This window comes from Andreprevotia sp. IGB-42 (genome assembly GCF_009848685.1).
In the GTDB taxonomy this organism is placed as follows: domain Bacteria; phylum Pseudomonadota; class Gammaproteobacteria; order Burkholderiales; family Chitinibacteraceae; genus Andreprevotia.
The window spans coordinates 208,604-232,191 of sequence record NZ_WXTX01000006.1 but is presented as its reverse complement, the minus strand read 5'-3'; the positions used below and the strand labels follow the sequence as shown (position 1 = coordinate 232,191).

Here is a 23,588-nt window from a genome sequence, read left to right as displayed (position 1 = left end):
AGTCATCCTGTGTTTAGTGCCGGTTGTCCTCCCCATGCGCGGCGGCATCGGCAACCAGCAGGGCTATCAGTCTTTCCAGCCTTATCAGCACCTGCTCGCTGGCTTCTGCACCGGTTGCCACCGCATCGAACACTGCGCGTGCTTCCGCAGTCAGCTCGAACAGCGCCAGCAGCGCGGGTGGTACCAAGGCAATTTCATCGCCGCGAGCGGCCAGATAGGCATTGACCACGGTATTGCGCAGCGCGCTGCGTACCGCATCGAGCAACACCTGGCTATCGATCTGCGGTGGCAGATTGCCGTGCAGCAGCTGGGTGGACGCATGATCGACAGCCGCATCCAGCGACTGCAGCAAGCAGGCGATGTCCCATAGTGGGCTGGATTTGGCACGCTGCTGATCAGCCGCCGGATGGCTTTCTTGTCCGCCAAACCCCACAAACATCGGTTGATCCAGCGCAATCAGCACGTGATCCAGCCCCAGCTGACCGTGGATGCGCGTCAAGACCTGTCCATCGGCAGCATGTTTTGCCACGGCAAGCAGCACGTCATCGATACGCGTATTGCATAGCTGTTCCAACCGCTGCTGGCCGGCTTCGGAAAGCTGGCTGCGCATGGCAGCCAACGTATCGGTAGCCTTGCGTAGCGCGGTTGCCGCTGCATCTGCCCATTGCTGCGCGTGTTGCAGCGTGGCTGGCTCGGGCTTGAACGCAGTGTTGTCGGTATCGCGGGCAAAAAGTGCGTGCATGGCTGCGGCAGCACGGCCGGTGGACTCCATGAACGGCGTGATGCCGGACAGGGTTTCGATGAACCAGCCGGCCTGGTCTACTTGGGGCACGGCGGCATGATGGTCCGGCGCGTGGCTACCTGGCTGATCGTTGATTACCAGCTCGCTGAGCGTGCGGCGCAGGTTTTCACTCAGCCAATGGTAGGCAAAGCCCTGGTTGCGCACATAACGATGGATCACCATCAGCGTATGCGTCTGGCCCTGCTGATCGCGCCGCACTACCCTGCCCAGCCAACTGGGCACGTTGGTGAAGCCGCCTGCCGCCAGGTAGCGGATCAGCTCGGTTTCTTCCAGTTCGCCCGGCTGGATATCGCGTATCGGCCGTATCACTGCCTGCGTGCCCACCACGATCAGACCACGCGCTTCGCTGACGGAAATCCAGCGGATGTCCTCTCCCTCGGCAATGGTGAGTTCGTCTGCCGCGGCATCGGGCTGGAATTCGATCACGCTGCCGTTTTCCAGTGGCAGATGCAGGCCGGACTTCAGGCCGTCCATCACCGCACGGCCAAAATCCTCGGTCACCACCGCATCGGTCAGGTAACCCAGCTCGCGGCCACGCCGCACGCGGGATAGCGCAAATTGCTCGGGCAACGCAGATTGGCCCGGCGCATCCCATACCACGCCCAGCGGCAGGAAGTAGCGCTCCGCCACATCACCGGCCAGTTGCAACTCGCCCAGCAGCAGATCGGTGCCATTGCGCGCCCGCCCCAGCTTGACCGTGTAGGCCAGTTGCACCTGCGCAGCGCCGTTTTGCAACGATGGCTTGCCCGCGTACCAAGGCCGGGTGCCCAGGTACGCCGGTAGCACTTCGCTATCGAGCACGCGGCGGTTTTCGCTGCCTGGGGCCAGCAATGCCGCCACGCCATCGAACTGGGCGCGCCACACCAGCGTGCGCAGCTCCAGCTGCTGCGGCTCCGGCACGTTGCCCCAGCCCGGTTTGGCGGCGCTGCTCGATAGTTCCAGCCAGAAAAAGCCGTACGGCGGCATGGTCAGCAGGTAGCTGAGCTGGCCAACAGCGGGGAACGCCGCCCCGCCCATCAACTCAACCGGGATACACCCGGCAAACTCGGATAGCTCCAGCTCTGCCGCCTGCGCGTTGCGCGACAGGTTGACCACGCAAAGAATGGGCGTATCGCCATCGCGCTCCCGCAGGTAGGCAAGGATCTTGCGGTTACGCGGGTGCAGAAAGCGGATGGTGCCACGCCCGAACACATGATGCTGGCGCCGCACGGCAATCATGCGGCGCATGGTGCTGAGCAGCGAATGCGCATCGCGGGTTTGTGCTTCCACGTTCACCGATTCGTAGCCATACAGCGTGCCCATGATCGCAGGCAGCACCAGTTGCTCCGGATCGGCCAGCGAAAAGCCACCGTTGCGGTCTGGCGACCATTGCATGGGGGTGCGCACGCCATCGCGGTCACCCAGGTGGAAGTTGTCACCCATGCCGATTTCATCGCCGTAATACATCACCGGCGTGCCGGGCATGGACAGCAACAGGCCATTCATCAATTCGATGCGGCGGCGATCGCGCTCCAGCAATGGCGCCAGCCGGCGGCGTATACCCAGGTTCAGCCGGGCGCGGCGATCGCTGGCATAGGTTTCCCACAGGTAGTCGCGCTCGCTGTCGGTGACCATTTCCAGCGTTAGCTCGTCGTGATTGCGCAGGAAGATTGCCCACTGGCTGTTGGGCGGAATGGCCGGGGTCTGCCGCATGATGTCGGCAATCGGAAAGCGGTCTTCCCGAGCGATGGCCATGTACATGCGCGGCATCAGCGGAAAATGGAATGCCAGCTGGCACTCGTCGTCGTCGCCAAAGTATTGCTGCATGTCTTCCGGCCACGCATTGGCCTCGGCCAGCAGCATGCGGCCAGGGAAATTGGCATCGATATACGCGCGGATTTTTTTCAATACACCATGCGTTTCCGGCAGATGTTCATTCAGCGTGCCTTCGCGCTCTATCAGGTAGCTGACCGCATCGAGGCGGAACCCATCCACACCCATCTTCAGCCAGAAATGGATGACCTTCATTACCGCTTCCAGCACACGCGGATTATCGTAATTGAGGTCTGGCTGATGGAAGAAGAAGCGGTGCCAGTAATACTGGCCGGCTACCGGATCCCAGGTCCAGTTGGATTTTTCGGTATCGGAAAAAATGATGCGGGTACCGGCATATTTCTGGTCATCATCGGACCAGACATAGAAGTTGCGATAATTGGACCCTTTGGGTGAGGTACGCGCGCGCTGGAACCAGCCATGCTGATCAGATGTGTGGTTGAGCACCAGATCGGTAATCACCCGCAGCCCGCGGCGGTGCGCCTCCGCAATGAAATGGCGCACATCGGCCATGGTGCCGTAATCGGGATGCACGCCCTGATATTCGGCGATATCGTAGCCATCGTCGCGCCGCGGGGATGGGTAGAAAGGCAGTAGCCACACCGCATCCACACCGAGCGAGGCAATATAGTCGAGCTTGGCAATCAGCCCGGGGAAGTCACCGATGCCATCGTTATTGCCGTCAAAAAAAGATTTGACGTGCAATTGATAGATGATTGCATCCTTGTACCAGAGCAGATTGTCATCCTGGCTGCTGTTTTGTGGCGCTTGTTCCGACATGTGCATCCTCGCTTGCTGCGAGACGGTGTCGGCAATCGGATCTGGCTCAGGCCGGTGCCGTGCCGAGCAGACGCGCCGCCTCTTTTTCAATGGCTGTCACGGCATCATCGAAATGCATCGATTTATCGAAGAAATGATCGATGCCCAACTGACGAGCACGTTTTTCGTAAAGCGGGAACGCATGGTTGGTGAGCACCACCCGGAATGGCGGGTTGTCTCCCTGCGTTTCCGCAATGTGATTCAGGACATCAAAGCCGGTGCCTTCCTCGAGTTCGAGGTCGATCACCGCCATATCGAAATGCGCCGACTGCAGTGCGTGGATCGCCTGCTTGGCAGTCGCTGCAAAGCCGCGCGTCACGATCAGGCCCGAGCTGTTGAAGGCTTCGACCAGCGTATCGCGTATCAATGGCGAATCTTCCACCAGCAATACATCGATACGGGGCCGCACTGCTGCGGGGGTTGCATTAAATGTATCCACGCTGGCCTTTTGGATTCTTTGTCATGGATAAACCCCCGGATCAATCAAACGCACTACAGGAAAACCGGACCGCTTTGCCCAACTGGTCAATCACTCAGGTGATCAACTCGTTCTTGATCGAGTAATAGGTAAGATCCGCGTTGGTTTTCAGATTCATTTTTTCCAGCACGCGTGCCCGATAGGTGCTGACGGTCTTCACGCTGAGGAACAGTTCGTTGGCAATCTCGGTGGGCGATTTGCCACTGGCCAGCTTGTAGAACACCTGGAATTCGCGCTGCGAGAGCATTTCGTGCAGGCGTTTGTCGCTGGGCTTGGTCAACTCGCGTGCCAGCAAGTCCGCCAGCTCTACCGACAGATAACGGCGACCATTGCAGATGGTGCGGATGGCCTTGATGATTTCTTCCGGGTTGGCATCCTTGGACAGGTAACCACGGCAACCGGAGCGGATCAGGTTGAGTGCGTATTGCTCTTCCGAATAGCCGCTGAGGATCAGCACAGCCAGTTCCGGCTTGATGCGCTGCAGATCGCGCAAGGTATCCACACCGTTCTTGTGCGGCATGGAGATATCCAGGATGGCGATGTCGAAATCCTGCTTGCGCACCAGTTGCAAGGCCTCCATGCCGGAAGCCGCTTCAGCTGTGACGGACAGGTCGTCTTCGAGCTCGATCAGCGAGCGCAGCCCGTTACGGACGATGCTGTGGTCGTCCACCAGCAGTATGCGTTTTTTCATTGCATCATTCCCGATGAGTGAAATCTGGAGTAAGGATCAGTGCGCACGAGTCAGCCAGTCGGCCAGCTCGTCGGCGTGTTTTTCCTCGACCGCAAGAATGTCTTCCAGCAGCCGGCGGGTGGTCGGATCCTTGTCGCCGATGAAGCGGATCAGTTCACGGTAGGTATCGATGGCGATGCGCTCAGCCACCAGATTTTCGCGGATCATTTCGGATAGCTGCGAAACCGCCACGTAATCGGCATGACTGCGTTGCAACAGGCCTTCCGGCGAGAAATTGGGCGTGCCGCCCAGTTGCACGATCCGTTCTGCCAGTTGATCGGCGTGCGACAGCTCTTCAGCTGCGTGCACGGCAAACTCTTCCGCAATGGATTCGGAGTGGATGCCCTTCGCGGAAAAATGGTGCAGCTTGTAGCGCAGCACGCATACCAGCTCTGTAGCCAATGCGCTGTTGAGCTGGCGGATGACCTCTTCCACATCACCTTGATAAGTGAAGGTCTTGGCACCATCCAGAACCTGCTGACGTGCATTGGCACGGATCTGGTCGATATTGATTGCAAATGCTTCGGACACGGACATGGGGTACTCCTTGTTATTTGCACTGGCAGCTTTCCCGATCGGCACCGCTGAACCGGATTACTCCCTTTCTGGTTACTGCGATGCTTGCCCGGCGATTACCTGCTTGAGCAACACCGGTGATTTTCCTGTGATTGCACTGTAACCGCCCGGCGCAACAGCCCGTATCCCGAAGTCACTGAAGGTGTTGTAGGAATGGGCTCACATATCGGGCGCACAGCCCGGTCAGAATCCGTGAAGCGGTATGGAAGCACCGGATGTAGGCAGGCGTCGTGCAGCAGACGGGCAGACGGGGTGATTGCTTGCCATGGTGCGATTGCTGTCCGGCGCGGCTTCCCCGCTGCAGCACCGGTTAAATCAGAAGCCGCTCTCACGCAGCAGTGCGGCCAGCAAATAGGTACCAGCCTCGCCCAACAGACTGCGACGATCACCATCAATCTGCAATTGACCCCGCGTTTCCCTCAGCGCTGGCGGGGCGGTATCAAGCTGTATCAGTACATGAAACACAGCAGGATTGGGAATCAGCACATCGCGTTCTGCGGTAACCACGATGGGGCCATTGAAACGTGAAGCCAGCATCGGGTGGGCAAGCTGCTTGGCACGCGTGCTGGCGATGGCAATCACCCGACCGGATAACGGGTCCGGCTGCCCATTGGGGTAAAAACGTACATGACGCCCCGTTGCCAGCCGTTGTACATCCTCCTGCCTCACATAGGCATCTATCTGCCAATGCGCCGGGTCGATCAGGATGCCGATGGGTTCGCGGGCGTTCAGCCATTGGCCGCTGTGCCATCCCGGGTTGACGTCCTGCCACTGGCCGGCAAACGGCGCCTGCAGCTTCAGGCGGGCGATCTCGGAACGGGCAGCTTGTGCCTCCTCGACCTGCACGCTCAGGCGCTGGCGCGTGACAGCCTGCTGATCCAGCCCGGCGGCATCGGCAATCAGCCCGGCCAGCCTTGCTTGGTAGCCACGCAAACCGGCTTCGCTGCTGCGCATGCGCGATGCAATATCCGGTTCATCCAGCGTGATCAGCGTATCTTTCGCTTGCACCTGCCCGATGGGATGAATGGATTGCAGGCGGGCGGCGAAAGGCGCAAAGACACGCAACTGATTTTCCGAGCGGGCCACACCAAAGCCATGTACTTGCGTGCGCCACGGCAAGGCCAGCAGTAATAGCAAGACACCCAGCAGGCCCCAGAACAGCCAGCGCCGGCCGGTCTGCACGCTGGCGCGATGCGCCCACCAGTATTTCAGTTCGCGCCAGATGGGCATCATGATGAACCAGGTGATTTCCACGCCGAACAGGAAAATGCCCAGCAGTTTGAAGAAGAACAGGTAAACGGTCACCGCGATGCCGAGGAAGAGCGTCAGCCGGTACAGCCAGGTGATCAGCGCAAAAGCCACCAGCAAGCGCCGCTGCTGCGGGGCAAATGGCTCTGGCCATGCCTCGGGCAGGCCCAGCAGCGTACGCCGGATGGCTGCCCGTGCCATGGCCGACGCGCGCTCATGCAGATTGGGAAAATCCAGCAGATCGGACAGGATGAAATAACCATCGAAGCGCATGAACGGGCTGGCATTGAGCGCCAGCGACAATATCCAGCTGGTGGTAGCCAGATACAGCAGCGCATTGCGCAACGCCCCGGGCTCGCACAGTGCCCAGCCCAGCGTGGCGAGGCCCGCCAGCGCCAGCTCGCACAGGATGCCGGCCGAGGCGATGGCCAGCCGCTGGCGCGCGTTGCGCAGTCGCCAGCTCTCGCCAGTATCGGTGTAGAGCATCGGCCACATCACCACGAAAGCTACGCCCATATGGGCAACGCGCAGGCCCAGCCGCGTGGCCACCAGCGCATGCGCCAGCTCGTGCAGCGTCTTGGCCACCAGCAGCGCCAGCGCAAAGCTGAGCAACCCTTCGGTGGAGAACGATTCGACCACCGCGGTGGCAAAGGTATCCCACTGGTGCAGCACCATCACCACGCCCAGCAGGCTGAGCAGGACGACCGTGATGCCGGCCGCCGGGCTGAACAGCCAGCCCAGCCGGGCCGCCAGCCACGCCAATGGCTGTTGCGGGTGCAGCAGCGGAATGCGGAAAAACAGGTAGTGATGCAGCCACCAGCGCCAGGTCAGCCAGCCCTGCCCCGCTTCATCACGCTGCTGCATCCTGGCCAGCGCTTGCGGGCTGGGCCGGAGCAACTGGTGCTGTTCGAGGAAATGACCGAATGTCTCGACCTGATCGGGTTCCGGCCGCAACGCCGTCTGCGCGGCGATCTGCTCGCAAATTTCTGCGGCGGGCGCGCCCCAGCGCACCAGGAATTCGAATTCCAGCCAGCCGATACGGTAAAAGCGGTTCAGCACCGTATCCTGGATCACCCAGGTGGGCTCACCGTCACTGCCGGCACGCGTTTCGCTCAGCCGCAAGTCTTCCCGCAATGCAGGTATGGCCTGTGCCTGTTGCACTACCAGCCCGTCCATGCACGTACCGCCGCCAGCGGCCGGCGCAGCAGGTAATAGCCCAGGCTGACGCGTTGGCCATATAGCTTGGCGGTGCCATGCAGCCCCAGCCGGGCATGTTCGGGCAAGCCATCCACGCTGGCCAGCAGCCGGTAGGCCATCACGCCATCGTCGCTGGGCTTGGCTTGATAGCTGGTTTCCAGCACTTTGCCATTCAGCGGCGACAAGGGGTAGGTTGTGAGGTAGAGCGTGACTTCCGCCCCGGTTTCCAGCGCAATGGCATCCGCTACCGGCAACTGGATCAGCATGGCGGGTTTGGCCGGGTCAGCCAGTTGCAGGATGCGCTCGCCTGTCACTACCGGTTTGCCCTGCCAGTCATTCGGGTCGCTGAAAACAGCCACGCCGGCCTTGGGCGCAACAACCTGGGTCCGTTTCAATTGCGCCATGGTGGCCTCCAGCTCGGCACGCCGTTGTTGCGCCACGCCGCCAAGTACCGCCAGTTCACTCTTGCTTTGTGCGTTGTCGAATGCACGCTGGCTGGCTGCCATGAGCTCCGCATCCGCCACTGCTACCTGCTTGGTCAATACGTCGACACGACTGCGCAAGCTGGTTTCATCCAGAGAAAACAGCAAGGCGCCCTGCGCGACCACCTGGTTAGGCCGCACGGTGATGCGCTCGATCACGCCATCGACTGGCGAACTGATGATCTGCGCCTCACGCGAAACAACCTCTGCCGGGGCCAATACGGTCTGGCGTACCGGGATGAATGCCAGCGCCGCCACCAGCAGGCCGGCCAGCGCCCAATGGCGACGGTTGGGTTGCCAGGGCAAACGACGCTGCCGGCGCAACAAGGCCGCCCAGCAATAAGCCCAGGTTTGCCATAGGCCGCGCAGCAACGGCAGCAGTGGCTCGGCTGGCGGCTCATCCAGCAGCACCAGCAATACGCCCAGGCGTTTGCCATCCTGCTGATGCAAGGGCACCGTCCAGATGCCGGCTGGCCACCACTCTGCCCAGCCTTCTGCCACCTCGGGCGGCACATCCAGCGCATCGCGCGCCAGCCAGTGCGGCTCGGCATCCTGCAACTGCGCGGCCAGCCAGCGTACCGCGCGCGGCAGCCAGATCAGGTAAGGTGAATCTTCCTCGGGCTTCACCAGGCCGGAAATGGCCAGCAGTTCAAATCGCTTGCCATGCTCGGCCAATACCAGCGCCTGCCGGAAATGCAACAACGGATACAGGTCATTGGCCATGGAAAAAGCCAGTGCGTTCAGTGTTTCCGCTGCCAGCGCGCGATCACGCAACTGATCCAGGCTGAGCAGCAACTGCGGGTGCGGCAACCTTTCTGTCATTGCGCAGCCGGAAAACGGGCCACGCCGCTCATGCCTGCGATCAGCTCCGGATTGGCGGCATCGAGCTGCGCTTCCAGCTCGACAGTCTGCGCAACAGCATCGACCCGGGCATTGATGGCGCTGACCCGCGCTGGATAGGTATTGCCGGTTTCATGGATGGAGACATCGAGCCGGGTACCGGGCTTCATTTTCTTCAATAACGTTGATGGCACATTGAGCCTGACCTTGAGCGGGCCATCGCTCACCAGGTCAACCACCGGCGTACCGGCCGCAACGGTCTGGTAGGCCTTTACATAGACCTTGGCCACCCGCCCACTGAACGGCGCCAATACCTTGCAATAACCCTGCTGTGCCTTGTTCAGCGCCAGCGCGCCATTGGCTTTTTCCACTTCCGTGGTGGCCAGCGCCACCTCGATTTCACCGGCGGCATCCAGTTGTTGCAAACCATGCTTGGCGGCCAAATTCTGCTTCGCCATATTCAGTTCGGCCTTGGTCACGTTGCCCCGCGCCAATACTTCGCTGCAATCGAGCTGGGCCAGCACCGCCCCTTTGGCAACCCGTTTGCCGAGCGTAATATTCAGATCGCTGATGGTGCCATTCATCTGGCTGGACAGCGTGGTTTCCATCTTGGGGGCAAGCAGCACGCGCATTGCATTGGGATCGGCTTGTGCATCGTCGCTTGCGGCTTTTGCTGCATGACCAGCGTTGAATCCGGCAGAGAGCAGGACGGCACAAAAAAAAGGGCTACTGAGCCGGCGCATTGGCACTCCCGGTCTGGCTTGCTTGCAAGCGGTATTGTTGCTGTTCGGTGTGGGTTTTCTCGATGGCGAGCGCCAGCGTCTTCACGTCATCCTTGGCGATCGCTTCTGGCAACACGTCGAACCCCACCGAGTTGTACAGTCGGCCCCATGCAGCCTGCGCATTGGAATACGCGGCTTCGCGCTGGTAGCGTGCCAGCAGGTAGCGCCCTTCGGCACGGATCACTTCCAGCTCCGATCCCAGCGTGGTCTTGCGTGCGGCGCGGGCGTAATCGAGCAGGTTGCGATCTACACGCAAGCTCTGGTTGGAGAACTCCACCTCTTGCCTTGCCAGTTGATAGCGCAGCGCGCCAACCCGCGCCTGGGTGAGGATGGCCATCGACAATGCAATGCGGCGCATGTCATCCGTCTTAGCCTGCGATTCGCCCGATGCATTGAGCGATGGATATTGCAGCAGCTTGAGCAGGTTCAGCGAAACCTGCACCCCGACTTGCGACCAGTGATTGTTGTACAGATACTGGTTGGAATCGTATTGCGCGCTCCAGTCCAGACCTACATTCGGCCACAGCTGTGCCTTGGCGATCTTGATATCGTTTTCGTTCACGCGCTTGCGGTACCACTCTTCCATGATTTCCGGGCGCTGTTCCATGGCCAGCTGTTCCAGTACGCCGATATCGGCGCTCAGCGCCGGCAGCGTCTGCTCCGGGCCATCGGCCAGTATCAGCTTCGAGCCCGGCGGCAGCGACATCAGTGCAATCAGTTCGGATTGCGCGAACTCCAGATCCTGGCGGCGCACCGACAACAGCGACATGGAATCGAGCAGTGCGCGCTGGTAGGCCAGCACTTCCTGGCGTGGCAGCAAGCCCTTGGTTTCGGCTTCCTGTGCTGCTTGCAGCGCCTTGCGTGTGCGCGCCAGCAATTGGTCGACCTCTGGCTGCAAGCGTTGCGCGGCCAGCGCACGCCAATAGGCATTGCGCACATCCTGCAATACATTCTGCGCCACGCGCCGGCGGCGCTCTTCGGCCATGAGTATCTGGTTGGATTTCTGCTGGGTGCGATAATAGGCAACGCCGAAGTCGAGCAGGCTCCAGCTCAGACCCAGATCGGCCACCGTGCGGTAGCGCTCTTCGGAAGTCGATGCCCGCAAGCTTTCCTGGCCGTCCTCGATACCGATCGACGTACCGCCAGAATCATTGCTGCGCCCGCGGTACCCGGCAGCGGCCACCACCCTGGGCAGCATCTCGTGGCTGGAAACATCGCGCAGGTCTGCTGCCAGCGCGCTCTCCAGCAGCTTGAGCCGGTAATCCAGATTGTATTTCAGCGCCCGTGCGGCCGCATCGTAGAAGGTGATCGGCGCCGTTACCGGCTCCTGATCCTTGTACATGGCGGTCTGGTCATCCACGACACGTTGCCGGTATTCGTCCTTGGTCATCGGCTTGGGGTCCATCGATGCGCAGGCGCTGAGCATCAACGCGAAACCCGTCAGCACGCTGATGCGGGTTACGGTTTGCTTGGGCATGGGCAGGCTCCTGTGGTCTCTGTTGCCGGTATGGCATGCGGTTTTGCCCGGCAGTGCTGGCGGGCGCGTGGGTCAGGTATTTCCAACAGGGATTGCTCCGTTTTTTTCCTGCGCGGTTGTCGTGTCCGTTACTGCCAGCAGCGGCAGATGCATTTGCCGTGCGGCTACCTGAAGCTGGCTGCGGAAGTTCTGCGCAACCGGTGGCGGTACATCGACACTGCTGGCGCGATTGGGCATCGTGCGGTTCGGGGCCGTACGCTCGGGCGCGGTCCGCTCCGGTGTGGCGTGCTCCGGCGCGGTGGGTATCTGGAACATGTCGTCCGCATCGATGGTGAACAGCGATGGATCCATCAGCAGGCCATCCGCACCCAGGCCCAGCCGTTCGGGACGACCCAGTATCCATGCCAGATCGATGTCGCTGCCCATCTGGCTGATGCTCACGCTGCGAGCAACGAACTGGCCATCGATCTGCCCCAGCCCTGCGCCAAGCGAACTGCTGCGTATGCCGCGGTCCAGCAGCCAGCCGATATCGCTGCCATCGGATTGCCGACCGGAAATCTGCTCCAGCAACGCGTTGCGTTCCACTTCCGGCGAGACGAACACGATCGGATCGACGTCCGGCAATGCCTGCTGACCCGGTGCGTAGTCCAGTCCATGATTCTGATGCCCGCCGCCCTGCTCCGGTGTGACCGGCGGATTGGGCGTGGACGGATCCAGATAGATCACCAGCGTGGCCTGATCAGGCGCGTTGATGCGATCCACCACGGTGTAGGTAAAGCTGTCCTGCAGTATCTGCCCGGTGCGCACCGCGGCTTGCACCGCAGGGTTGCCGGCATCGATCCGGTAGGTGTAACTGCCATCCGCATTCAGGATCAGCGTCCCGTATAGCCCCGCCAGTGGCTGCCCTACCACGCCATCCGTCCCGGAACCCGCTTCCACCCCGGTGCGGATCTTCACTACGGTCTGGCTGTCGTTGGCATCCACCTCACCATCATTGCTCAGCACCTGACCACGCACCTGTGGCACCGAGGCCGCCTCGCTGGCGATTGCGCTGTCATCCTGCGCGCGCGGGTTGTCGTTGGCACCCTGAATCTGGATGGTCAGCCGTGCGGTACTTTCTGCACCCGTCGTATCCCGCACCCGGTAGGTAAATGTGTCACTGACGGTATTTTCGGGTGTACGCAGCGCTTCCACCGTGGGATTGCTGTTGTCCACCTGATAGCGGTAGCTGCCATCGGCACTGATCAGCAGCGTGCCATACTGGCCCTGCAACTGGGTGCCAGCCTGTGCGGTTTGCCCGCTGCCATTGCTGACCGACACCACATTGACGGCTTCGCCCAATGGCGAGATATCGTTGTTCAGCACATTACCCAGCGCGTCCGCCCCTGGCGTGGTATTGAATACCCCGCCGGCCTCGATCGCCCTGCCTGCATCGTCGTTGGCAACCAGCTCGTCACCGGTGCCGCCGCCACCGCGATTACCTGCAATGACTATGCGCAGCGTGGCGGTATCCGTTGCATGCAGGAGATCCTCAACGGTATAGGTAAACGTTTCTACCAGCGTGTTATCAACCGCATTCTGCACGGCAGGATTATTGACATCCACCAGGTAGGTATAACTGCCGTCCGCGTTCAGAACCAGCGTGCCGTATAGCCCAGCCAAGGGCTGGCCCACTGTGCCAGCCACGCCGGAGCCTGCTTCCGCCCCGGTGCGAATCCCCACCACGGCGTTGCGGTCGTTGGCATCGACATCGGCGTCATTCGGCAGTACCTGGCCCTGCACGAGGGGTGCGGCCTCACTGGCAAATGCGCCGTCATCCTGCGCGCGCGGGTTGTCATTGGCGCCCTGTATCCGGATGGTGAGGCGCGCTTCCGTTTCTGCGCCTGCAGCATCGACAAGACGATAGCTGAACGTTTCGCCAAGAGTGTCGTTGGCGGTGCGCAGCGCTTCCACTGTGGGATTGCTGTTATCCACCTGGTAGCGATAGCTGCCGTCCGCATCGATCACCAATGTGCCATACAGACCATCAAGACTGGTGCCAGCTGAAGCAGTTTGCCCCCTGCTGTTGGTAACCGAGGCCACGTCCAGTGTTTCCCCATACAGCGGACTATCGATATCGCTGTCGTTGGCCACCACATTGCCAGTGGCATCGCTGCCGGGGGTACTGTTCCGCACGCCACCCGCTTCGACCGCGACCCCGGAATCGTCAGATGCAAGCGGGTAATCATCGCTGCCCTGGATGGTAATGCGCAGCACGGCCTGGTCTTGCACCTGCCAGATATCCTGGAAGGTATAGGTGAATGTATCGACCAGCGTATTGCCACCGGTACGCAGCGCCTCGACTTCCGGCTGGCTGTTATCCAGTTCGTAATGCCAACTCCCGTCGGCATTGATGGTCAAGGTGCCATATTGGCCGCGCAGCGCAGTGCCCACCGCACTGGTGGCTCCGCTGCCAGACTCATCCCCGGTGCGGATTGCCGTCACGGTCAATGCTTGCGCATCGATATCGCTGTCGTTGCTCAGGACATTGCCGCTCGGGTTGACTCCCGGTGTCGTATTGGCGATGCCGCCAGCTTCGATGGCGGTGGCGCTGTCATCCACCCCCACCGGCGCCTCGTTGCGGCCACGTATCACGATGGTCAGTTGCACCAGCGTGGTCTGGCCCCCCAGATCCTTGACCTCGTAGGTGAAAGGCTCGTTGACGAAGTCCAGCGGCCCCATGTTCTGGATGGCCGGGTTGCTGGAATCTACGTGATAGGTGTACGTGCCATCGGCCCCGATGATCAACTGGCCATAAGTCCCCTGCACCAGCGTGCCATCGGCGTTGCTGGTGCCCGGGTTGACCCCGGTCGGCACAGCCGCATCCGCGGGGTGCCCGGTGCGTATGCCGCTGACCACCAGACTGTCGCCGGTATCCACGTCGCGGTCATTGGTGAGTACGTTGCCGCTGGGGCTGATTTCGCTGGCGGTATCGCTATCGGGCACCGCATAGGCGACATCAAGCTTGCCCACCGGGGCGTCCCATGCCCCGTTGATGATGATGCGCAATTCTGCGGTATCGGTAGCCCCTGCCTTGTCGTGGCCACTGTAGGTGAATACATCGACCAGAAAATCCCCCGGCTTGAGCGCATCGACAGCGGGTTTGCTATCGTCTACGAAGTAGTAGTAGCTGCCGTCCGCAGCGATGGCCAGCGTGCCATAGCGACCATTCAGCGTGACGCCTCCGCCGATAGCGATCAGGGTGCCCGCAGTATTTTCGCCGCCGGTACGTATGCCATCCAACGTACCTTTTTCACCAGTATCGACATCGCTGTCATTGCTCAGCACATTACCGGTGGGGTTGCTGCCAGCAAGGTCGTTATGGTGACCGCCAGCTTCCGTGGCCAGGCCGGTATCGTCACGACCAACCGGCGTATCGTCGCGGCCTTCGATGGTGATGGTCAGCACCGCGGTGCTGCTGGCGCCATTCAAGTCCTTGATGGTGTAGTTGAAAGTCTCGCTCAGTGTCTGACCACTGGTGCGCAAAGCCTCGACCAGCGGATTGCTGTTGTCGACCACATAGGTGTAGCTGCCGTTGGCGTTAAGCGTCAGGCTACCGTAGTCGCCGGCAAACGGGCTGCCCAGCGTGCCATTGCGTATGCCCTTGCCCACCCCGGTTACGTTCAGCGTTTCACCGAAGGCATCTACGTCCTGATCATTGGCCAGCACATTGCCCGTGGCATTGCTGCCGGGCGTGCCGTTGGCAATGCCGCCAGCCTCGATGGCAGTGCCTGCATCATCCTTCGCCACCGGCGTATCGTTGGCGCCCCGGATGGTGACATTGAGCGTGGCGCGATCTGTGGTGCCTGCAGCGTCAATCACCGTATAGCTGAAACTGTCGCTGAGCGTATTGGCGCTACTGCGCAGTGCCTGTACGGCCGTCATGCTGTTATCGACGCGGTAGCTGTAGCTACCGTCCGCATTCAGCGTCAACCAGCCATAGCTGCCGCGCAGCTCGCTACCCACCACCCCGTTGGTGCCTATACCTGCCTCGGTACCGGTGCGCACCGAAGAAACGGCCTGCGTCTCGCCGTAATCAGCTACGTCGCCGGCATGCTCGCCGCCATCGTCGTCGAAATCGTTGGTCAGTACGTTGCCGGTTGGGTCCGTGCCCGACTGGTCATTGTTACGGCCGCCGGCTTCGATCGCGGTGGCGTTGTCGTCCCCGGCCTCCGGGACATCGTTCTGCCCGCTGACCACGACAATCAATTCCGCCTGATCACTGACACTGTTGCTGTCAGTCACCGTGTAGGTAAAGCGTTCCACCAGCAAATCGCCTTGGCGCAGCGCCTGCACTGCAAGATTGCTGTTATCCACCGTGTAGTCGTAGCTGCCGTCGGCACGCAGGGTCAGTGTGCCATACAGACCGATCAGCGGCTGGCCGATGGTGCCGGACGTACCACCGATATCGGTTTCAGCACCGGTGCGGATGGCGGTCACCGTCAACGGGTCGCCGTCCGGGTCATGATCGCGCAGCAACACGGTGCCGTTGGTGATATCCCGGCCCGGCGTGCTGTCGTTGATGCCGCCTTTTTCCATGACCAGTGCGATGGCGTTCTGAGCAACCGGCGGGTCATTGACGCCGAACACGGTCACATTCAACTCACCCAGATCGGTCAGGCTGGCGGTATCGACCAGTTGGTAAGTAAAGCTGTCGATCAAGGGCGGGTCAATCGCCGAGTGGGCAATGACCGCTGCATTGGTGCTGTCCACGTCATAGCTGTACGAGCCATCGGCACCGATGGTCAAAGTGCCATAGGTGCCGACAATCACCGTGGCGTTGGCAGTGGCGGTACTACCGATTGCCACGCTGGTCAGCGCGCCTACGGCAGCCTCGGTGCCGGTGCGCACGCCCCCTACACGCAGTCGTGTATTGGGCCGGTCTGCAGCATCCACATCCGAATCCACGCCGTTGTCCGTATTGCCCGGCCGGCTGGGACTGGTGATCACATTGCCTATCGGGTTGCTTTCCTGCGAGTTGGGCGCGCTGGACTTGGCCTGCGCCTGCGCCACATCGTTGCTGGCCACCGGGTTATCGTTATTGCCGCGCACCTGGATGTTGAGATTGGCAATGCTGTTCAGGCCGGCCAGATCGGTCAGCCGATAGCTGAATACTTCCTGCAGGGTCTGCCCGGTACCCAGCCGTTGCACGGTGATATTGTTGTTGTCGATCACATAGCGGTAGCTGCCGTCCGCACCCAGGTACAGCGTGCCGAACTGGCCGGCAATGCTGGCGCCATTGCTGCTGTCGCTGCCAGGCGGCACCAGCGTGGGCGGGCCATATAGCTGGTCATCGATGCCACGCACCCCGGTCACGGTCAGCGCTTCGCCGTTGGCCGGCAAGGTGCCGAACTCGCCACCATCCACATCACTGTCATTGGTCATGACATTGCCGGTTGCATCGCTACCGCCACTGCCATTGGCAACGCCGCCCGCTTCCACTGCAAAGCCGCTATCGCTGACGGCGGTTGGCGCGTCATTGGCCCCCCGGAGGGTGACAGTAAGCACGGCACTATCGGTCAGTCCGCCCAGATCAGACAATGTGTAGTCGAATTGCTCTGTCAACGTCTGGCCGCTGGTGCGCAATGCCTGCACTGCGGCATTGCTGTTGTCGACCACGTACTGGTAGCCGCCGCCCGACGAAATCACCAGATTGCCGTACTGGCCGGCAATGATGATCTGGGCACCATCGGTAATGGTTTGCTGGGTCCCGCTGTGTACCCCTGCCTTGCTGACGCGCAAGCGGTCGCTATTGGTGGCGACGTCCACATCGCTGTCGTTGCCCAGTACGTTGCCGCGCGGATCGACACCCACCTGGCCATTATTGGTACCACCGGCCTCAACAGCAGTAGCGGTATCGTCATTGGCCACCGGGACATCGTTGACCGCATTGACGGTGATGCTCAGCATATCCAGATCGAACAACGCATCGTCCGCGCTTTCGCCCGGCATGCCATCGCCGTCATGATCACCGAACGCGCCGAAGTCATTGGTGGAGATCGTCAGCGTATCGCTGCCATTGAAGTCGGCATTGCCCAGATAGGTGAGCTTGGCCAGCGCGGCATTGATCGCGGTCACGCTGCCCTGCAAGGTGACTGCCGCGCTGTTTTCACCCAGCACTGTCACACCGGCGGTCGGGCTGGAAAAGTACAGCGTGCCCTGCAGCACGCTCAGGATCACCTGCACCGGGCGGGTGCCCGCATCCACGTCGCTGATCGACAGGCCACTGATCAATTGCGCAGTGTCTTCCTGTGCGCTGGCAGCTGCGGGCAGATGATTCACCGGCGCATCGTTCTGCTGCACATAACCGGCGTTGGCAATGGCGCTGGTGCCCTCACCCAGCGCGATGTCGACGCGCCCCAGCGGGCTGGCGGCATCGCTGTCGATACGCACGCGCAAGTCACCGATGGGTTGCGGGTAGCTGATGGTGCCGGTGGGGGTATCGATACGGAACACGCCGGATGGCAATACGCCGAAGCGGTACTGGCCACCGAGATCAGTGGTGGTGGTGAAAGTCTTGTTGTCTGCGGTTGTAGTCAGGTCACCATCGAGCCCGCCCCAGGTCAGCGTGACAGTCTGGCCCGGCAGGCCCACGCCATCCGGCGTGGTGCTGGCATCCGCGCTGGCAGTATCGTCCCACAGCTTGCCGCTGATCACACCCAAGCCCGCGCCTTCGCTCAGCACATAGGTATTCGGCGCCACACCACTGCCGGTGCGCTCGCCAGCGACAGTACTATCCGCCCCCACGCTGGAGCCGCCCCATGCGGTGAAGGTTTCCGCCAAGCTGGACCAGGTGAGGCTGGCATTGCTGCTGGCAATGATACCGCTATTGGGCACAGTCACCTGGTACACCACGCTGACCTTGGTGCCGACATCGATCTTGGCGAAATCAACCGTCAGGCCGCCACTGGTACTCACGCTCACACCCGCCGGCAAATTACCGGGGGTGTAACTGGTATTGCCAATCTTGATGCTGCCGAGAATGTAGTTGCTGCCACCAGGAAAACTGTCGGTCAGATGAGTATTGAACGCTGCCAGACCACCGTTCTCGGTAAAGCTGACCTCAACCGTTGCCGTGCCGGTAGTACCGGACGGATTCGGGTTGAAGTCGATGATGTGCTTATCCAGCCCGGTAAAAGCGGGTTCGACGATATCCTGGTATACGGTATCCATGATGGATAGCGGATTGCCCGCTGCCAGCGCCTGCGCGGTAACCGCCAGCTGCACGCCGGCAATGTTGGATGCCTGGTTGTTGACGCGGGCATTGAACTCGATCGAGATGCCTTCCAGATCGGCATCGGCATCGTGGTTGATCAGCGTGCCCAGATTGAACAGCACCTCGGTATTGCCACCACCCAGCGGGTTGACCACGATATTGCTGCTGGCCAGCACACCGGTGGGCGACGGCCCGGCCAGCGTGGCGGAAATGGGCAGCGCCTCCGCGTTGTTCTGGTTGCCGACAATCTGCAAGGTACCGCCGGTGATCAGGCCAGTGACGCTGGTTTCGATGCCGGAACTGGAAATGAAGGCAATACGTACCGTACCATCCTGCATGAAGTCCAGGCCATTGGCCAAAGTAACCCGCAGTTGATAGCTGTTTGCCTGCCCCTCTGGTAGCAGGTTGACTACGCGGTAGCGGACGATCTCGCCAATGGTCACCGGTTCATGATCGGTATACGTGGGATTGGCCGCTGCCGTGTCAGGCAGCCCGCCCACGCGTGAGATGCCCGTCGCCTGCGCCACCGGCACCACCAGGTGTGCGGTCGTGCGGTAGTCATTGAGGATGCCGGTAGCCGGCAGGCCATCCAGGCCGGTGCGCTCGCCGGCCGGATCGGCGGTATTGTTCGCCGTGCCGTTCAGGCTGGTCCATTGCACTGTGGCAAGGTTATCGAAGGATGGCGTATTGGCGGCGGTGGCATTCACCGTACCGGCCACACGCAGCACGATGCTGCTGCCTTTGGCGATATCGACGTTGGCACCGGCCACCGTGCGCAACTGCCCGCCCACCAGTTCGAAATCAGCACCACCATTGTTGGTGGCGCTGCCCTGGTAGGTAACGCCGATCAATGTGAGGTTGGAAAGCTGCGTGGGCAAGGTATCGGCAAAACTGATATCGAACGCATCGAAGTCCGTGCTGGCACTGCCATTGCGGATTTCAATCGTGTATTCGACCAGATTGCCCTCGTCTACGCCGTAGCCGCCCTTGTGCAGCGCGCTTGGAATGATCTGTAGCGTGGGTTCGCGCAGTACCGCCGTCGGCTTGCCACCGGTCAGCGCCACCGTGCGGTCGACCGCTGCCACGCCGTTGGGCGTATCACCGTCCGGATCACTGAATACCAGCCGTGCATCGTTGGCCAGCGCGCGGTTGGCCTGGTTATCGATGGTATTGCTGACCACCAGTTGCACGCGGATCACGAAGCTGTTGTTGCCGGTGACATTGTCGCTGACTGCATCCGATGCGCTGAAGGTGATGCGTGCATCCACGCCATCCTTGCCCAGATCGGCCAGCACATCGCCCGGTGCCGCGCCCAGCGCACCCGCGGTGACGGTGCCGTTGAAATCCGCCGTCAGTGCCGCGCTGCCCGCAACCGTGGTGATCAGCTCATAACCCAGACCGCCATTGAAGCTGGTATCCAGCCGCATGCCAGGAGGCACCAGATCATCCAGGCGCAACGATCGGGTATTGCCTTCCGGCAGCGTGACAATGATGTCGTAACGCATGCCCTCACCCACTACCAGCTCATTGCCATTGGTGTGAGTGGCGCTGGAGTCGCCATTGTCGAGGCTACCGCCGGCAAAGGTCATGCGAACTTCCGGCGCGGCAATCTGCTCGGATGCCAGGTCGGTCAGGTCGACCGGTGTAAAGTCGGTGCCGCCATCCACGCTGGCGTAATTACTCAGCGTGGCGGTGCTTTGCAGCGTGCGGCTGGCGTCGATATTCGCGGCCACCACGGTATCGTAGGTGATCACGATCACGTTGCCGCCATTGGTATCCGCAGTGGTACCGGGACGACCCGGGAGCAGTGACGGCACGCTGCCCTGGTCGAGGAAGGTGATGGTGTTGCCGGCTACGCTGTAATCTTGCCCGGCAACCAGTGCCACACCGTTGCCGCGGTAGATCAACAGATTGGCGCTGGCCAGGTTACCGCCAACGAAAGCGAGATCGGTTGGCAAGGTGATGCTGGTGGCTACATCGTAGGCTCCGCCACCACCGGTGTTCTCGATGGCAGTCACCAGACGCACCTGATCGCCTGCGTCCAGCCCGGTCACATTGCCGTCTATGCTGGAAAGGTCAGTCACATGGCCGGTAAACGGTACGCCAGTACTGCCCGGCGGCGCCCAGCCGACCACATCAGGCGTACCGTGACTGCTCGACACCACACCGTGCTTCATCTGCAGGTTGGGCTCGGCAATCGACTCGATCAGCGTGCTGTCGGATGACAACAGCGTTTGCTTGTCTATGGTGGTCAGCTGCGTGGATTGCGCCAGCACGTTGAGCGAGCGCTGGTCGGCAAATGGCTGGTCACCCACTTTCAGCGTGAAAGTCACCTCCACCCGTGTGCCAGTGGTGCCAGCGGTATCGTAATTGCCGAAATCGAATACCACCGAATTGCCCGGGCCATTGCTGACCGCGATCGAATTATCCAGATTGGTATTGCCACTACCCAGCGACCACTGGCCCACGCCATTGCCCTGTGACCACGTCACCCCACTCAGGTCGAACAGGGGCAAGGGCAGATAAGAGGTGAACCGCAGCGCTTCATAGTCGCCAGTCACTAGGTTGTAGCTCAGCCGGAAAGTAACGGTATCCCCGGGGCGCAGCTCGCCGTTGGCGGGCGGCACGCCACCGTTGACCTGCAGCACCGAGATATCGATGTTCTGCGTGGGAATGATGCTGGTGGTGGTGGTGTTGTCGCTTTCGGTAAAGCCGGTAAGGTTGAGCGGGCCGGACAGCAGCGTAGCTGTCACCGTGGCACTATTGCCCAGCGGGTCGCCCTCGTTGATTTCGCTCTGCGGCGGGTGGTTGGTGGTATAGCTCTGTCCCACCAGCACACCGTAGTTGATGACGGCCATGGTAATGCCCTCTCGGACATCATCAACAGCCAGATCTCCGGCCAGCGCGCCTTGCAGGCGGCCGGGAATGGCGCGCAGCGTGGCGGCAATGTCGAAAGTCAGCGTGGTGACGCCATTGGCGTCGGTACTGGTGGTGTACACCAGCGCCACGGTTTGCGTGACGCCATGCGCGCTGAAGCTGAATGTCGGCGTGCCGACCAGCGTTTGCCCATCACTGACCGTATCCATCACGGTAAACGAGCCATTGGCAAAACGGGTTTCACCGAAGCCGAAGTAATCCGATAACGCGATGTTGAGCGTGTAGTTGAGCGTATCGCCCGGCGTGATGCCGGTGCTGCCGGTATCAACCTGCACCGCAACGGCCTTCTGCAGCGTGATGGACTTGGCGGTAAAGCTGGCATTCTGCCCGTCGCCGTTCCCGGAAAAATCGATGGTGGTAGCAGGCGCGGTCACATCGCGCGGGTCCAATGGTTTCCATCTGCCGCTGGCGCTGGGCGTGCCGAAGGTACTCGTGACATCATCGCCGGTGTTGCTGTCGATCACCGCGTTGCCACTGGCATCGCTTTCCGGCACGTAAAAGCGCACCACGTTCTGCACCGGCGCGCTCAGGCTGGCATAACTGACGGTGTACTGGGTAATGAACAGCGTATCGCTGGCTATCGCCTGGTTGATCAGCGTCGGGTTATTCAGCACGCGGCCATCGTTGAGCGTGATCGAGGTCAGCGTGCCGCCAGCCCCCGGCGTGATCGCAGTCACCTGGATGCTGCCCGGCAACGACTGGGTCACTACCACGTTGCTGATGGTTTGCCCCGGTGCGGGCGTGACGGTCACGGTTTGCGTGTGTTCGAAATTGGGGCCGGTGGCGGTTTCGCCCTCCGGCATGTTCACCGACTGGGTAAGCGAAACCAGCGTGGGGTGCACGATGAAATCATGCGTGGCCGCCTCGACAAGGCTCGGGTCGGCAGTCGGGTTATCCAGTGCATCGTTGCCGTACTGGAAACCGGCGCGTGCCTTCACGGTCAGATCCGGTGTGCCGTTGGAGAGGCCGGTATCGGCCAGATCACTCAGGCTGGCAGTCACCACCACCGGTATCAGCGGCTGCTGCGATGACACGCTGGCAAACGGCAGCTCCAGCACCACCATGGTGTCACCGGCGCGCATGCCCACGCTGGCTGCGGTAATCACCAATGGGTTGCCGCTGGCATCCTTGGCCAGTGGATGGGTGGCATTGCCGCTGGCATCGAACGTGACCTGGTGCGCAATCAGCGTCTGGCCGCCGAAGCTGGCTGATACGAACGAGATGCCGTCGTCACCGTCCTTGCCCGTGGTTGGAATGAACAGATCAACGAAGGGTGCAAAACCCACTTGCGCGTTGCTGTTGGACAGATTGACGGTAAACGTGAACTGGCCGCCGATCAACACATCGCTGGTAGTCGCAGGCAGGCTGACGGTCGGGCTGGCATTGGCCAGCAAGCCGTCATAGCCGGAAATGGCGGAAGCGCTCAACGCCAGGCTTTTATCGATATTGCCATGCCGCACTTCCAGCACCCAGTCGCCGCCGGCGGTTGCACTGCCGGTATCGTTGCTGGATGCCGCAACATCGGCGCCGGTGCTGCGGGCCAGTTCATCCACCAATGCCTGGCCGGCCTCGCCCGCGCCGACGTCGCAGCCATAGAGTTGGATATCCGCACCCGCATTGAGTGCGCCGCGCCAGCTTGCCAGCGTGGCCGATGCCTGGCGCAGCGTATCGCTGGTGTAATTGCGATCGCCTAGGCTGAATTGCCCGGCTGCACCGTGCGAGAAGATCTGGATCGAATCGACCTTGCCCAGCGTAGCCAGCGCATTGGAAATGGCTGCGAGTGCATCTTCGCCAGCATTGACGACCAATGCCTTGGTATCGGCCGGCAGGCTGGCGAGCAATTGATCCCGGTTTTCCAGCCGGCTATCCATCACTACCAGATTGCGCGGCGCGGGCGCTGCCGCAGGCTCGCGCGCTTCTGCAACGGCGGCGTGCCTGGTGACGGCACTGCTGTCTGCGTTGTCGGTGTGATGTTGCTCGACGGCGGCTGCTGCAGCGCCGTCGAACAGGATACGGGGCTCGAGCGCCAATGCATGGCTGCGCGGGCGGAAGCTGAATGGGGCTTTGGCAGGGGGTGGTTTGATTTGCATATGTTGTTACCAGCGCTTGAAGTAGTGACTCCGGCGATTTCGGCCTTTCATTCCGGGCAAGCG

The 23,588-nt window shown here is 61.3% G+C and carries 9 protein-coding genes; all 9 read right to left on the bottom strand.

Features of this window, described 5'->3' with window-relative positions:
• Positions 1-13 precede the first annotated feature (13 nt).
• The gene (treS, locus tag IGB42_RS11365; protein ID WP_159671597.1) at positions 14-3,394 is read right to left on the bottom strand and encodes a maltose alpha-D-glucosyltransferase; all 3,381 of its coding nucleotides are present in this window, start codon (positions 3,392-3,394) and stop codon (positions 14-16) included.
• A gap of 46 nt (positions 3,395-3,440) precedes the next feature.
• Positions 3,441-3,872, bottom strand: coding sequence for a response regulator (locus IGB42_RS11360; RefSeq protein ID WP_159671595.1), 432 nt, complete (start codon positions 3,870-3,872; stop codon positions 3,441-3,443).
• A 94-nt stretch (positions 3,873-3,966) separates the two neighbouring features.
• Positions 3,967-4,602, bottom strand: a complete 636-nt coding sequence (locus IGB42_RS11355; protein WP_159671593.1) for a response regulator transcription factor — start codon at positions 4,600-4,602, stop codon at positions 3,967-3,969.
• A 36-nt stretch (positions 4,603-4,638) separates the two neighbouring features.
• Positions 4,639-5,178: a bacterioferritin gene (locus IGB42_RS11350; RefSeq protein WP_159671591.1), complete on the bottom strand. Its 540-nt coding sequence runs from the start codon at positions 5,176-5,178 to the stop codon at positions 4,639-4,641.
• Positions 5,179-5,532: 354 nt separating this feature from the next.
• Positions 5,533-7,641, bottom strand: coding sequence for an HlyD family efflux transporter periplasmic adaptor subunit (locus IGB42_RS11345; RefSeq protein ID WP_159671589.1), 2,109 nt, complete (start codon positions 7,639-7,641; stop codon positions 5,533-5,535).
• Positions 7,626-8,966, bottom strand: coding sequence for an efflux RND transporter periplasmic adaptor subunit (locus IGB42_RS11340; RefSeq protein WP_159671586.1), 1,341 nt, complete (start codon positions 8,964-8,966; stop codon positions 7,626-7,628). Before IGB42_RS11340 ends, IGB42_RS11345 begins: the two co-directional genes overlap by 16 nt.
• Complete coding sequence (locus IGB42_RS11335; protein WP_159671584.1) at positions 8,963-9,727, bottom strand: efflux RND transporter periplasmic adaptor subunit; 765 nt, start codon at positions 9,725-9,727, stop codon at positions 8,963-8,965. Before IGB42_RS11335 ends, IGB42_RS11340 begins: the two co-directional genes overlap by 4 nt.
• Positions 9,711-11,243, bottom strand: coding sequence for a TolC family protein (locus IGB42_RS11330; RefSeq protein WP_159671582.1), 1,533 nt, complete (start codon positions 11,241-11,243; stop codon positions 9,711-9,713). The genes IGB42_RS11335 and IGB42_RS11330 overlap by 17 nt, the downstream gene beginning before the upstream one ends.
• A gap of 72 nt (positions 11,244-11,315) precedes the next feature.
• Positions 11,316-23,525 carry a VCBS domain-containing protein gene (locus IGB42_RS11325; RefSeq protein ID WP_159671580.1) on the bottom strand — a complete coding sequence of 4,070 codons (12,210 nt, stop codon included), beginning with the start codon at positions 23,523-23,525 and terminating at the stop codon, positions 11,316-11,318.
• Positions 23,526-23,588: the final 63 nt, after the last annotated feature.

What these genes read in the sequence shown, in the direction of transcription:
- treS (WP_159671597.1), bottom strand. Translation starts at nt 3,394, where the DNA reads ATGTCGGAACAAGCGCCACAAAACAGCAGCCAGGATGACAATCTGCTC.
- IGB42_RS11355 (WP_159671593.1), bottom strand. Translation starts at nt 4,602, where the DNA reads ATGAAAAAACGCATACTGCTGGTGGACGACCACAGCATCGTCCGTAAC.
- IGB42_RS11350 (WP_159671591.1), bottom strand. Translation starts at nt 5,178, where the DNA reads ATGTCCGTGTCCGAAGCATTTGCAATCAATATCGACCAGATCCGTGCC.
- IGB42_RS11345 (WP_159671589.1), bottom strand. Translation starts at nt 7,641, where the DNA reads ATGGACGGGCTGGTAGTGCAACAGGCACAGGCCATACCTGCATTGCGG.
- IGB42_RS11340 (WP_159671586.1), bottom strand. Translation starts at nt 8,966, where the DNA reads ATGACAGAAAGGTTGCCGCACCCGCAGTTGCTGCTCAGCCTGGATCAG.
- IGB42_RS11335 (WP_159671584.1), bottom strand. Translation starts at nt 9,727, where the DNA reads ATGCGCCGGCTCAGTAGCCCTTTTTTTTGTGCCGTCCTGCTCTCTGCC.
- IGB42_RS11330 (WP_159671582.1), bottom strand. Translation starts at nt 11,243, where the DNA reads ATGCCCAAGCAAACCGTAACCCGCATCAGCGTGCTGACGGGTTTCGCG.
- IGB42_RS11325 (WP_159671580.1), bottom strand. Translation starts at nt 23,525, where the DNA reads ATGCAAATCAAACCACCCCCTGCCAAAGCCCCATTCAGCTTCCGCCCG.